Here is a 12,534-nt window from a genome sequence, read left to right as displayed (position 1 = left end):
CTTCTCCTCTCGGTTGTTGTTCACGCGGTCCCGCGCATCGCTTCCCGGGTGCCCGTGCCGCCCGCGTCCGCTGCGTTGGTGGCGGAAGCGGCGGCGGTGGCGGCAGCTGCGGCTGCGGCGGCGGATTTCACTCTGCGCGCGCTCGGCTGGCGCAGAAAGACGTACGACAGCGCCGGAATCATGATCAGCGCGCCGATCATGTTCCACAGGAACATGAAGGTCAGCAGGATGCCCATGTCGGCCTGGAACTTGATCGGCGACCAGATCCAGGTGACGACGCCGGCGGCGAGCGTGATGCCGATCAGCGCGACGACCTTGCCGGTGAAGCCGAGCGCGCGCATGTACGCTTCGGACAGCGGCAGGCCGGCTCGCTGGTTCGCGAGCTGCACCGACAGCAGGTACAGCGCGTAGTCGACGCCGATGCCGACACCGAGCGCGATGACCGGCAGCGTCGCGACCTTGACGCCGATGCCGAGCAGCGCCATCAGGCCTTCGGCCAGGATCGACGTGACCACCAGCGGCACGAGGGCGACCAGCGTTGCGCGCCAGCTGCGGAACGTGACCATGCACAGCACGGCGACGGCGCCATACACCCAGTACAGCATCGTGCGCATCGACTGCGAGACGATGATGTTGGTGACCGCCTCGATCCCCGCCGGCCCCGCCGCGAGGAGGAAGCGCACGTCCTCGCCGTCGTTCTCGGCCGCGAATTCCTCGACCTTGTCGACGACGCGCTGCAGCGTCTCAGCCTTGTGATCGGCGAGGTAGGCGAACACCGGCACCGTCGAGCACGCGGTGTCGACGACGTCCGGGAAGTCGCTGCTGACCCACTGCGCGGCGCTGCCGAGCGCTGCCTGGCTGCGCGACACGGTGTGCCACTTTGGGTTGCCTTCCTGGAAGCCCGCCACGGTCGTCTTGATGTTGTCGGAGAACGCCATCGTGTCGAGCACGCCCGGCACCTGCCGCAGTTCGTACGTCAGATCCTCGATCTTCTTCAGCACGCTGAAGTCTGCGCAGCGCTGCTCGGGCGTCTTGGCGATGACGACGAACTGGTCGTTCGAGACCGTGTAGTGCGCGTTGACGTAGAAGATGTCCTGGTTGTAGCGCGATTCCTGCCGCAGCTCCGGCGCACCCGGGTCGAGGTCGCCGATCTTCAGCTGCAGGCTACCGATGTAACCGACGACCAACAGCACCGCCGACACCGCGATCGCACCCCATGCCCATCTCGCGGTCGTGAACTTGTTGAGGAACGCCCACAGGTAAGCCAGCCCGCCGCGCTTGCCCTCTTCGGACAAACTGCGCTTCGCCGCCTCGTCGCTGACCCCGACGTACGACAGCATCACCGGCAGCAGCAGCAGGTTCGTGAAGATCAGGATGCCGACGCCGATGCTCGCCGTCGTCGCGAGCACCTTGATCGACGGGATGTCGATGACCATCAGCACCGCGAAGCCGACCGCGTCGGCGAGCAGCGCGGTGAGCCCGGCGAGGAACAGGCGGCGGAACGTGAAGCGCGCCGCGACGTACTTGTCGGTGCCCCGCCCCACGTCCTGCATGATGCCGTTCATCTTCTGCGCGCCGTGGCTCACGCCGATCGCGAACACGAGGAAGGGCACGAGGATCGAGTACGGGTCGATCTCGTAGCCGAGCAGCCGGATGCAGCCAAGCAGCCAGACGACCGCGACGATCGAGCAGCCGATCACGAGCAGCGTGCTGCGGATGCAACGCGCGTACAGATAGATCGCGATCGCGGACACGACCGCCGCGACGGCGAAATACATCATCACCTGGATCAGTCCGTCGATCAGGTCGCCGACGAGCTTCGCGAAGCCGATGATCTTGATGTCCACGTTCGCGTCGGTACTCCCGACGTACTTCTGCCGCAGGTCCTCCAGTCCGGACGCGAACTTGCCGTAGTCGAGCCGCTCGTTCGTCTGCGGGTTGAATTCGAGCAAGGGCACGACCAGCATGATCGACTTGTAGTCGGTGCCGACGAGGTTTCCGACGATCCCGGCCGAGCGGATGTTCTGCTTGAGCTGCTCGATCGCCTCCGGCGTGAAGCCGGTGCCGATTTCCGGCATCACGGGTCCGCCGCGGAAGCCTTGCTCGGTGACCTCGGTCCAGCGCACCGATGACATCCAGACCGACTTCATCCACGCGCGATCGACGCCGGGCATCAGGAAGATCTCGTCGTTGATCGCCTTGGTCGCCTGCAGGAACGCGGGGTCAAAGATGTCCCCGTCGCGGTTCTCGACGACGATGCGCACGACGTTGCCGAGCCCGCCGAGCTTGTCGCGGTTCTCGAAGTAGTTCTTGATGTACGGATGGTTCTGCGGAATGACGCTGTCGAAGCTCGCGTTCACCACCACGCGCGCCGCGAAGAGACCGAGCACCGCGGTCAGGATCAGGCAGATCGCGATGAAGATCCCGCGGTGGTTGAAGATCACGCGTTCGACGGTGTTGCCCGAATTGACGTCGAATCTACCGAGCTCGGGCAATGCGTCGCTGGAGGAACCGGTTGGGATGGCCATTTTGGAATACCTTCTCTCGAAATGCTGTCCGGCTGGTTACGGGATCAGGATGTTGTCTTCGCCGTTGCGGCCGACGACCAGAATCTCGTTGCCGTTCGTCGGCGCAACCCCGAAGTACGGCATCGCCCGCGTTCCCGACAGCTGCTTGAACGTCTCGCCGTCGTCCGCGGTCACGAGCACCTTGCCGCCCAGATTCACGAGCGCGACCCGCCCGTCCGGCAGCACCGTGCCGCCGGTAATCGACGCCTTGCCGGTTCCCTGGAGCTGCTTCCAGGTCTGCCCGCGGTCGAGGCTGCGGAACACCGTGCCTTGCAGACCGAACGCGAACAGCGTGTTCGCGCCCTTCCCGAGCACACCGAAGTAGCTGCCTTCGTACGGGGTTTCGACGACCTCGAAGGTCTCCGCCGCCTTGTTCCAGCGGCGCAGCAGACCGCGCTCGCCGGCGAGGTACAGGTCGTCGCCGGCCGTCGTCAGGCTGTAGAGGTGATAGCCCATCGGGTTCGCGGTCTTGTCGACGATCGGCGTCCACGTCTTGCCGCCGTCGATGGTGCGCATCGCGAGGTTGAACGCGCCGACCGCGAAGCCCTCGGTGTCGGAGACGAACAGCACGTCGAGGAAGGGCTTGTCGGCCCCGTCGGCGACCATGCGCTCGAGCTCGGCACGGAGCTCTTCGGAAAGCGCCGCCCCGCCCGCCCCGGCCAGGTCGTAATGCTGCTGGACGCGCTCCGCGGCCTGAAAGCCGTCGAGCTGCTTGGCCCAGGTCTTCCCGCCGTCAGCGGTATGCAGGATCACTCCGTCGTGGCCGACCGCCCAGCCGAGCTTGTCGGAGCGAAAGCGCACCGCGACGAGATCGGACCTGAGCGGAATTTGCGACTGCTGCCAGCGCTTGCCGCCGTCGTCGGACAGCAGCACGAGGCCACGCGGCCCGACGACCACCAGCCGCCCGTCGGCGCGGCTCACCGCGCTCATGCGTACCGGGTTGTCGAGACTGCCCACCGCCGGCGAAGGTCGCTCGAGGGGATCCTTGAACTCTGCGCCATGGCCGGCGAATGTGACGGTCTGGCACGCCAGCGCGAGGACGAAGTGCCGGAGTTTCAGCGGGAACACGAGATCTCCTCCCTAAGCCTGTGGTTCTGATGGCACCCCGATCCGGGCAGACGTGACAAGCGAAAATCCCGTCCCGGTCCGGTCGCGGCGCCGTGTTCGCAACCCTGGCCGTCGTCACCCGAAGCGGGCGGGACGGGCCTGGGGAGCCGACTGCCGGAGCGGCGGGCGACGTTCGCCGCGCTCGCCCGAGCAAGCCGCATCGTTTCCGCGCTGGGGCTCGCACCCCTTGCGCGAGGATCGCCGCGGCGCTCACGGAAAGCCGTGCGGCGCCGCAGCCGTTTCAGTCCTGGTACGCCTTGCGTCGCCGACGCTGGCTTTCCAGCTCGAGCCGCGCGACGACCTCGCGGTGCACTTCGTCGGCGCCTTCGCCGATCCGCACTGCGCGCTGGTGCGCCCACAATTCCGCGAGCGGCGTGCTCCAGCTCAGGCCGGCGCCGCCGTGGAACTGCATCGCGCGGTCGATCACGCGCAGCGCCATGTCGGGGGCGAGCACTTTGGCCTGGGCGACTTCGCTGCGGGCACCGCGGGCGCCCTTTTCCTGGATGAGCCGAGCGGTATGCATGATGAACGCACGCGCCTGGTCGATCTCGATGCGCGAGCGGGCGATCGCGTCGGTGACGACGCCGCGCTCGACCAGCGGTCGGCCGCCGATGACGCGCTTCTCGACCCACGAGCACATTTCCATCATTGCCCGTTCCGCGGCACCCACCGCGCCCATGCCAAGCTGGATGCGGCCGAGGCCGAGCGTCTCCTGGATGATCGCGAAGCCGGCGCCCTCGTCCCCGAGGCGGTTTTCGACCGGCACGCGGACGTCATCGAAAATCAGGTCGCAGTGACCGAACGGCGCGTCGTCGAAACCCATCACCGTCTCGAGGCGCTCGAGCGTCAGACCCGGCGCGCCCTTGGGCACGACGACGAGCGAATGCCGCTGATGGCGCGGGGCATCCGGATCGGTCGCGCCGAGGACGAGGATCGCGGTGCATTTCGCGTGCATCGCGCCGGTCGCCCACGACTTGCGACCGTTCAGCACATAGTGGTCGCCGTCGCGGCGGATGCTGAATTTCAGCTCGGTGGGATCGGACGAGGGCACGTCGCGCTCGGTGATGCTGATCGTCGAGCGCGCCTCGCCGGCGAGAAGCGGTCGCAGGAACTGCTCCTTGACCGCCTCCGACCCGTAGCGCGACAGCGTGTTGATGTTCGAAATGGTGCCCGAGTAGCAGTTGAAGATGTCCGGGCCCATGTTCGACCAGTTGATCCGCTCCGCGATCGGCGCAAATTCGACCAGGTTGAGGCCGAGGCCGCCGAGGCTCGGATCGACCGGAAACAGCCGCAGGCCCTGCTCCTTCGCTTCGCGGCGAAGCTGCGCGACGATGGGGCTGTAATCCCAGCGCTCGCCCTTCGTCAGTTGCTCGTGGTTGAGCTCCTCGGCGGGGAGCACGCGCTCGATCATGAACGTTTCGACGCGATCGACGAGTTGCTGGACTTCTTGTTCCGTCACCGTTCTGTCTCCTGTTGTGGGCTGTCCGGCAGATTTCACCAACGCCGGGCGCGCACTTGCTTGTTCTGCTTATGGACGCATCCGCTCCCCGAGCGGAGCGGATGCGTGGTCCTGCGTGCTTAGCGGACGAGGTGGTTGCGCGTGGACTCGCCCGTCAGCATCGCCGGCGTGAACTTGAACGGCTCGATGCCGGTGTCGGTACGGTTGACCACGTACACCCCCGAGATCAGGTCGATGTTCACGAGCTCGGTGAAGCCCGGGATCTTGACGTCGTACATCGGGATCGCCGCGCCCAGCTGGTAGCGGTACAGCTGATTCGACTGATCGTAGTTCTCGGCCAGACCCGCGGCGAGCGAATCCTCGTCGATGAAGAAGTCGCGCTTCGCGTAGATGTGGCGCGCGCCTTCCTTAAGGGTCGCCTGCACGTGCCAGACGCGATGCGGCTCCCAACGGATACAGTCGGCCTTCGGGTGGCTCGGCGTCAGGTATTCCTTGACGGTGCAGCCCCCGTTGGGGTCGGGGTACGTGAACTTGTAGTTGTTGTATGGGAGATAGACCTCCTTCTTCCCGACCAGCTTCCAGTCGTAGCGGTCGAGCTTGCCGCTGAAGAGCATGTCGTCGTCGTACGTTGCGGCGCCGCCCATCGTGGAGATCGGCGTGTCGGCGGCGAAGTCCGGCGCGAGACGCACGCGACGCGTCGCCGGCACGTAGGAATACGCGGTGCGGCTCATCGAGTGGTCGTCGAAATACAGGGTCGTCTGCCCCACAACCCGCGTCGGCCCCTTGTACTCCGTGCGGTTCAGGTAGCTGATCTCCTTGCCGTCGTAGTCCGGATCACCCAGCGGGCGCATGAACGAGATCGTCGCATCGGCAGTCTGCACGACCTCGCCGGTCGGCTTCACGTATTCGATCTTCGTGCCGCGCTTGATGATGCCCGACGAGATGTAGGACGACAGCTTGTTCCACATCACCTCCTGGCCGGTCTTCGGAATCGGGAAGAGCGCGCCGCCACCACAGCCGTTGCTCGTGTCGACAGACAGGCCGTTCTCGCTGAGCTTGCACAGCGTCGCGTTCTTGATGCTGTTGTCGAGCCATTTCTGCGGATAGGCCGCCGTGCGGTGCGTCTTGTACACGTCGATGAAGAAGGTCGGATATTTCTTCATCAGCGCGATCGTCCCCGGGGTCAGCCGGTCCTTGTACTGCTCGGCGTTCTTCGCATCGATGCGGAACAGCGGCTTCTCCGCCGCGAACGGATCGGGGCGCCAGCCCGGCTTGCTCTTGTCGTAGTTCGGCGGCGGCGTCGTCAGCCCGCCGGTGTAGGCGGGAATCGTGCCGTCCGCGTTGCCGGCCACCACCGCGCCCCACGGCGTGAGCGTCGTGCCCAGCTGCTTCGCCTCGTCCGCCGAAACCGCCGCAAAGGCTCCGTTCATGCCCGCCGCGGCAAGCACGACGGAGAGAAGCGATTTTTTGAGCAGATGCATGTCATGTCTCCTCTGACTGCTGATGCACTCGTCTAGAACGAGCCTTTATACGTGAAGGACAACCAGCCGCGGTCCTGACGCTGGGAGCCGTTGGTCCAGCGGCTAAACGGGTTGGCCGATGTCGGGTCGTCCACGTTGGTCGCCAGATAGTCGATGTACGCGAGCGTGAAGTCATGACGCGCGTTGTAGGTCCAAGTCGTGCCGATCGACCAGCTTCCGGCCTTCTCCTGGCCGTGATCCGGCAAAACGAGCGCACTGTTGCCGTGCAGGCCGTACGTGAGCGCCATGTTGACCGATGCGTCCCAGCCCGGCACCACCGCCGTCCAGGTAGGCGTGAAGCGCAGCGCGATCATCGAGTTGTCGCGCGAGCTGCAGCCCGCCTCCTCGTCGCGAATACCTCTGCACCGATTGAAGTACGCCTCGTTCTTGGTGACCTTCTCGAGGTAGCTGTAACCGAGTTCGGCGACGAACGACGCCGAGCTCCACACCTTGTTCGGTCCGAACAGCACCATGCCGTTCAGCAGCGCCGTCCATGCGTCGCCGCGCGCGGCATTGTGAGTTCCGTCGGTGATCGTCGAGTTGAGGACGGCATCTTCGCGACGGACGACTTCCGCGCCGACACTGACCCCCCCGATCGACTTCGCCAGACTCAAACCGATCAGCTTCTGATTCTCGGGGAAGAAGTACTCGTAGTAACCGCCCGGCCGCACCGCGAGGCTCGCGACCGCCGATTTTTCGGTGAAGTCCCGGTAGTAGAGACCGAGCGTGCCGCCGAGCCAATCGGGCGACCAACGGGCAGCGATACCGAAGTCGCCGCGATCCTCGGGCTTGTCGAAGTCACGACTCGCGAGCGTGAAGGGCCCGATATGCGCGCGGTGCGGTCCGTCGAGCACGAAGTCGGTGGAACCCAGGTAGGTCCCGCCCTGCGGCGCACGCGAATTGCGCCACTCGTAGTAGTACTGCGCGGCGAGCGACAGCGTAGGGGTGACCTGCAGGTTTGCGCTGACCTGGCCGATCGGCAGCATGATCTCTTTCGCGTCGACCCCCGGGGTGTTCAGGGCCTTGATCGCGTCGGTCGGCGCCTGGTTATGCGAGACGCTGAACGGAGAAAGAATCAGGGCCTCGCCCCACAGCACGGTATGACGGCCGACCTTGATGTCGCCGCTCATGTCGCCGAGCGAGAAGTTCTTGTACACGTAGGCATCGAGAAACTCTCCGCCTTCCTTGTGGAAATGCTCCGTCGTGTCGGAAAAATGGTCGCCGCGATAACTGCTTTGCGAAAACAGGCGGCGATTGAAGCGGACCTTCTCGTTGAAAGCGAAATCCTTCCAGGCCGCCGCACTGACGCGAAAGCCCATCTCGCGGCGGAAGTCGACGTCGAGCTCGGTCAGCAGGTCGAAGCGATTGGTGACGTTCGCCCCCTTGTCGTACGAGAACGTGCCTTCGTCGCTGGTGTTGCTGTTCGCAATCCGCCGGCTCCGGTCGTCCATCCGCCAGCCCGCGTTGTAGCGCACCGTGTTGCCCCAGGTCACCGTCAGGTCCGGGTTGCCCGTATCGATCTGGAACGCGAACGCTCCCGTCGAACCGAGCGCAGCGACCGCCAGTGCAAGGATCTTGGCGCTCCGCAGCGGACGGACTTCGTTCAGGGGAATTCCCGTGTTGTTTCGCATTAACTTGTCTCCTGACCTTTGACGCGGTTGATTTTTTTGATCTCGCTTTGTTGATGCCGGCTACACGCACCCCGTCTCCCTGTTTCATCGCACCGGAGATCAGGCCGGGCTCCGATAAGTTCGCGAGACATACCGTATGCTATACAAAGATAATCATCGTGACCATATCAATTTCAAAATTTTTTTGCCCTGTGCCGGCTTCCATGCCACGGTTTGGAAAGCCTGCGGCGACAGGGACTTACGGAGATCACGCGTGCTGCGGTGCAGCGAGACGCCGCCCTTCGCGCGCGACGGATACCGGGGCCGGAATCAGCCCGAATCCGCGATTCGGCTCCGGGTTCGCGCACCCTCCCGGGACGCTTTTCGGCCCTCTCGCACGCCCAACGGTCTTTTCTGTTTCACACCGTCTTGTAGCATACGATCGTATCACCTTTGACCGAACCGGAGTCAAGCGGGGAAAGCGAGCGCGCGGGCGTCATGGGTCGCCGCGTTCCCCGATTCGGGCTGATCGAGGCGGAGCAGAATGCGGGGAGCGGTGACGCCTCCAGGCGCCGACCCGATGAAAGCTCGCAGAGATGCAGTCCGGAGGCCGCGTTCCCGCAACCCGAACTAGCGGCCCCCCGCCCGGCGATCCGGTGCGTGGGCGGGGAGCGGGACGGCGCTGCGCATTGCCGTCGCAGGAGGTGCCCAGGCGGTGAGTGGCTTTGCGCAGCGACTCAGCCGCGCGCTGCCCAGTCGCGCAGGACAGTGGCGGCGTCGGTGCGGTGCTCGTTCGGCCGGCTCGCGATCGCCCCCGGCGTCCGGCTGAACCTCGGCACCGGAGCGGGCTGCAACACATCGCCGTCGCGGAGGAAGTTCGCGCGTGCCGCGTTGTGCGGATGGTGTTCGACTTCGGCCAGGGTCAGCACCGGCGCGACGCAGGCGTCGGGGCTGAACCGTTCCATCCACTCGTCGCGCGTCTTCTCGGCGATCCGGCGCGCGACTTTCTGCTTCAGATCCGGCCAGCGGGATTCGTCGAACTGCGCGTCGAACTCGGAATCGGTCAAACCGGCCCCGTCGCGGAACGCGGCGTAGAACGCCGGCTCGATCGCGCCGACCGAGAGATATTTGCCGTCCGCGGCGCGATACGTCTGGTAGAAATGCGCGCCGCCGTCGCCGAAATGCGTCCCCGGCTCGCCGTCGAACCGCCCCTGCGCGCGCATCGTGAGCATCGCGGCCAGCAGCGACGCGACACCGTCGATCATCGCCGCATCGACGATCTGCCCCTTTCCGGAGCGGGTCGCTTCGAGCAACGCGCTGACCATGCCGAACGCGAGCAGCAATCCGCCGCCGGCCATGTCGCCGATCAGGTTCTGCGGGATCACCGGCGGCTCGCCGGGTCGGCCGCACAGCGCAAGCGCGCCGGCGAGCGCGATGTAGTTGATGTCGTGCCCGACCCGGTCGGCCAGCGGCCCGGTCTGTCCCCAGCCGGTGACGCGCCCATAGACCAGGCGCGGATTGCGTGCGAGACACGCCTCCGGCCCGATCCCGAGCCGCTCGGCGACGCCGGGCCGGTTGGCTTCGATGAAGCCGTCGGCGTGATCGACCAGCGCCAGGAGTTCGTCGCGCGATTCGGGGTTTCGCAGGTCGAGCACGATCGACCGCCGCCCCCGATTGAGAATGTCGCGCGACGGATCGAGGCCGTACGCGGCAGCCGCCCCACCGGGGCGGTCGACCTGCACGACCTCGGCGCCGAGATCGGACAGGAGCATGCCGCAGTACGGCCCCGGCCCGATGCCGGCAAGTTCGACGATCCGCAATCCCTTCAACGGTCCCTGATACGAGTTCATGGTCTGCTCCTGTTCCTTTTGGTTTGCGGTTGCGCGAGTTTCAGCTCGCGTTTGTTATTGCCCGCAGCGTTGGGCCGGGCAAGCCCGCCTCTCGAACGCCGCCCGCCGACACCGCACCCGCGCTGTGTTCCCGCGGGGCGGAGCGGGCAAGGCGAACCGTCATTCGAGCAATAGCCGCGTGGTCGACTCGGGGATCAGGAGTTGCGGCTTGAGCGCCATCGTCTTGATGCCGGTCATGTTGCGCTTGACGACATATACGCCCGAGATCAGGTCGATGTTGATCATCTCGGTGAAGCCCGGGATCAGCGCGTCGTACATCGGAATCGCCGCAGCGACGTTGTAGCGGTACAGGTTGCCGGCGTGGTCGTAGTTCTCGGCGAGCCCCGCCGACCAGGCGTCCTCGTCGAAGAAGAAATCGCGCTTGGCATAGATGTGGCGCTTGCCTTCCTTCAGGGTCGCCTGCACATGCCAGACGCGGTGCAGTTCCCAGCGCAGGCAGTCGGACTTGGGGTGTTTGGGCGTCGTGTATTTCTCCGGCGTGCAGCCGCCGGCCGGATCCGGATACGAGAACTTGTAGTTGTTGTACGGCAGATAGATTTCCTTCTTGCCGATCAGCGTCCACTCGTAGCGGTCGCGCTTGCCCGAGAACAGGCTGTCGTCGTCATAGGTCGAGGCGCCGCCCATGCCGGCGATCGGCGTGTCCGCAGCGGTGTCGGGCGACAGCCGCACGCGGCGGGTCGATGGCAGGTAGGTGTAGGAAGTGCGGTTCGTGGCCTCGACGTCGTCGTAATAGACGACCGTGTTGCCCTTCGTCCGCGTCGGCCCCTTGTATTCGGCGCGCTGCGCGAAGGAGAGATTCTTGACGGTCGAGTTCGGGTCGCCGAGCGGATAGAAGAACGACGACGCCACGTGTGCGGTCGTGACGACCTCGCCGCTGGGTTTGATGTATTCCGCGATGGTGTCCTTGACCAGAATGCCCGTCGATTTGTAGGCGGACAGCTTGTTCCACATCACCTCGAGGCCCGTCTTCGGAATCGGGAACAGCAATCCCCCGCCGCAGCCGGTGCTCGTATCGAGCCCGTCACCGTCATTGGTGAGCGTGCAACGGCCCGCGTTCTTGACGCTGTTTTCCTGCCAGTCCTTCGGGTACGCAGCAGTGCGGTGCGTCTTGAATACGTCGAGGAAGAAGGTTTCCGGGTAGCGCTCGATCAGGGCGATCGTGCCGGGGGTCAGCCGGTCCTTGTGCTGCCGGTAGTTCTTGGCGTCGATCCGGAAGAGCGGCTTCTCGTCCGCGAACGGATCCGGGCGCCAATCGGGCCTGTTCCGGTCATAGCTCGCCGGCGGCTTCGTCAGCCCTCCCGTATAGGCGGGAATCGACCCGTCCCCGTTGCCGGCGATCTCCGCGCCCCACGGGGTCAGCGTCGTGCCGAGCTGCTTCGCCTCTTCGGCGGATGCCGCGGCAAACGCGCTGTTGAGGCCGGCCGCAAACAGCGCCGCCGAGAGACCCGCCTTTCTTGTCATTTTCATACCGCTGTCTCCTGTCGCCACATCGATATCCGGATTGCTCGTTCAAGGCCTGGTGCGTTCCCTCTTCCCCCTACCCGCCGAACACCGGTTTACGGCGCTCCGTGAAGGCCATGATCGCTTCGACGAAATCGGCGCTCGCGGCACACTCGGCGACGCAATCGCGCTCGGCTTCGAACTGCGACGCGATGTCGTTCGAGCGGGACTTGCGCAGCAGCGCTTTCGTGTTGCGCACGGCCAGCGGGGCAAGCGACGCCAGGCGCGTTGCAATCTCATCCGCTTTCACCTCGAGCTCGCCGTCCGGCACGACCCAATTCACGATTCCCCACTTCTCGGCCTCGGCGGCGGCGAGGCGCTCGCCGAGCAGGAGGATCTGCGCGGCGCGGGCTTCGCCCACCTTGCGAGGCAGCAGACAGGATTCGCCGTGGTCGGGCGAGTGGGCGAGGTTGACCATCGGCGCGAAGAAGCGCGCGTTTTCCGACGCGACGACGAGGTCGGCCATGAGCGCGAACTGGAAACCGGCGCCGACCGCGTAACCCCGCACCGCCGCGACGATCGGAATGTCGAGCGTCGCGAGCGACAGAAAAATGCCCTCCGAGTACGTGAGCGCGGACTGCCGGACGAGCCCGGCGCGGTCGGCGGGCGTGCCGCCCGTCATCGTCGCGAGGTCGCCCATGTCGGCGCCGGTGCAGAAGTCCGGGCCCGCGGCCTCGATCAGCAGCGCGCGTACCCGGCGATCGGCGCGCAGTTCGTCGGCGACCTCGACCAGTCGGTCGCACATCGCGAGCGTGAGCGCGTTCTTGGCCTCGGGCCGGTTGAAGCGAAGGCGTGCGATGCCGTCGCGCTTGTCGAACAGGATGCTTTCAGAAGGCATTCGATTCTCCAGTCGTTGTCGTA

8 protein-coding genes are annotated in these 12,534 nt (G+C 65.6%); all 8 read right to left on the bottom strand.

Annotated features, from left to right (window positions below):
• Nucleotides 1–20: 20 nt before the first annotated feature.
• The 8 genes from ROZ37_RS07620 to ROZ37_RS07585 all read right to left on the bottom strand — a co-directional run bounded on the left by ROZ37_RS07620 (nt 21) and on the right by ROZ37_RS07585 (nt 12,511).
• The gene (locus tag ROZ37_RS07620; protein WP_312658657.1) at nt 21–2,528 is read right to left on the bottom strand and encodes an MMPL family transporter; all 2,508 of its coding nucleotides are present in this window, start codon (nt 2,526–2,528) and stop codon (nt 21–23) included.
• 36 nt (nt 2,529–2,564) lie between these two features.
• Entirely contained in the window at nt 2,565–3,635 is a 1,071-nt protein-coding gene (locus ROZ37_RS07615) for a YCF48-related protein (protein WP_312658656.1), read from the bottom strand.
• A 280-nt stretch (nt 3,636–3,915) separates the two neighbouring features.
• Nucleotides 3,916–5,133: an acyl-CoA dehydrogenase family protein gene (locus tag ROZ37_RS07610; RefSeq protein WP_312658654.1), complete on the bottom strand. Its 1,218-nt coding sequence runs from the start codon at nt 5,131–5,133 to the stop codon at nt 3,916–3,918.
• A 119-nt stretch (nt 5,134–5,252) separates the two neighbouring features.
• Nucleotides 5,253–6,614: a DUF1329 domain-containing protein gene (locus ROZ37_RS07605; protein WP_312658652.1), complete on the bottom strand. Its 1,362-nt coding sequence runs from the start codon at nt 6,612–6,614 to the stop codon at nt 5,253–5,255.
• Between the two features lie 32 nt (nt 6,615–6,646).
• On the bottom strand, nt 6,647–8,284 hold the full coding sequence (locus ROZ37_RS07600) for a DUF1302 family protein (RefSeq protein ID WP_312658650.1): 1,638 nt from the start codon (nt 8,282–8,284) through the stop codon (nt 6,647–6,649).
• A 716-nt stretch (nt 8,285–9,000) separates the two neighbouring features.
• Entirely contained in the window at nt 9,001–10,113 is a 1,113-nt protein-coding gene (locus ROZ37_RS07595; protein WP_312658648.1) for a CaiB/BaiF CoA-transferase family protein, read from the bottom strand.
• Between the two features lie 159 nt (nt 10,114–10,272).
• Complete coding sequence (locus ROZ37_RS07590) at nt 10,273–11,640, bottom strand: DUF1329 domain-containing protein (protein ID WP_312658646.1); 1,368 nt, start codon at nt 11,638–11,640, stop codon at nt 10,273–10,275.
• A gap of 70 nt (nt 11,641–11,710) precedes the next feature.
• Nucleotides 11,711–12,511, bottom strand: coding sequence for an enoyl-CoA hydratase-related protein (locus ROZ37_RS07585; protein ID WP_312658644.1), 801 nt, complete (start codon nt 12,509–12,511; stop codon nt 11,711–11,713).
• Between the last annotated feature and the right edge of the window lie 23 nt (nt 12,512–12,534).

The organism is Aromatoleum sp., from assembly GCF_032027225.1.
Lineage (GTDB): Bacteria > Pseudomonadota > Gammaproteobacteria > Burkholderiales > Rhodocyclaceae > Aromatoleum.
Note: the sequence above shows the minus strand (reverse complement) of the source record. Positions and strands in the feature narration are given on the sequence as shown.